The sequence below is a fragment of the Streptomyces sp. NRRL F-2664 genome (assembly GCF_000719345.1).
Lineage (GTDB): Bacteria > Actinomycetota > Actinomycetes > Streptomycetales > Streptomycetaceae > Streptomyces.
In genome coordinates this window covers 1-1,310 of the sequence record NZ_JOFX01000211.1, presented here as the reverse complement: position 1 = coordinate 1,310, position 1,310 = coordinate 1, and the positions used below count along the sequence as shown (strand labels likewise).

At 66.7% G+C, this 1,310-nt stretch carries 1 protein-coding gene; it reads left to right on the top strand.

What is annotated here, in order from left to right:
• Window positions 1–775 (top strand): hypothetical protein (locus tag IF89_RS39280; RefSeq protein ID WP_043194856.1); only part of this gene is annotated, 775 nt, incomplete at its 5' end.
• Between the last annotated feature and the right edge of the window lie 535 nt (window positions 776–1,310).

Sequence of the window (1,310 nt, the reverse complement as noted above, 5' to 3'; positions counted from 1 at the left end):
GGCCGCCCCCACGGCCGCCCCGACGGCAGCCCCGACGGCAACGGCCCCCGCCCCCCTCACCACCAAGGGCTGGGACTTCACCAACAAGTCCAGCGTCCCCGTCAAATACGTCGGCTGGACCGGAACCGAAGACACCAGCTACGACGGCTCGCTCTCCTACCCCTCCCCCACCGCCGGCACCATCATCCAGCCCGGCGGAAAAATGCACTTCGAACAGGTCTACAAATTCCTCGAAGACACCAAAGTCGTCCTGGAATTCGACACAGCCGACGGAACCGCCCAAGACGGCAGGATCCAGTTCACCCTCGACGACAACAGCGGCGACCAGACCAGCGCCACCGTCGCAAACACCACCCCCGGCCTGCCCATCGGAGGCCGCGTACTAGGCCCCGACAGCATCCAGATCAACGACGCCGCCGCCCAGCCCGACGCCCCCTACACCGTCACCGTCCACAACAACCTCACCTCCAGCAAAGCCGACATGGCCCTGCAGAGCAGCACCGGCCAGTTCGACGGCAACGGCCCCGCCAACCTCATCCACTACGGACAGAGCGACACCTACTCCGTCCCCTACCACCCCGGCACCGCCCCCCTCTCCTCCGTCACCTACACCGAAGGCGGCAACAACCAGACCACCCCCTTCGGCTTCACCATCACCGACAACGAAGGCTGGATGACCCCCGCCACCACCGGCGGACTCAAAACCCACACCACCAGCACCACCGACGCCGACGGAACCATCCACTACGACGTCACCTACACCGACACCCCATAACACCCCCCCGGGCACCGCTCAAAAAGCCAGCACCCCCGGCAACCACCCCGCCGCAGCCAGACGAGTAAACCCGAAGTACTCGCCAACGGCCCCAAGCGATCAGTGACCGGATGGCTGGCCGCCTGCCGGCTGTACCAGCCACCCCGTCACAGCGAGGATGCAACGACCGGCACGGGGCCAGGACCCCGCCAGAGGCCCTGGCCCCGTACCGCCCGAGATCAAGCCGCCCACCGAGAGCGCCACTGACCCACCCGGCCAACCACCGAACCGGCTTGAACCAACACCCGCCCACCCCGAGACCTGCAGTTGCAGCAGCTGGGCCGCAGAAACACCACACCGTCCCCGGCCACGAAAGCGTCCACCCCTACGCAGACCCAGCCCCCGTTACCCTCTTCGCGGCCCTGCAATAGGACCGCTGGCCTCCTAGCCCGGTATGACTGAGCATTTTCAGAGTGGCCACCGATCGGGTGACGGGGCGAGGGCTGTGAAACGGACGGGGCCCCAGGGCTGTTGAGCAAGGTGTCTACGCTCAACT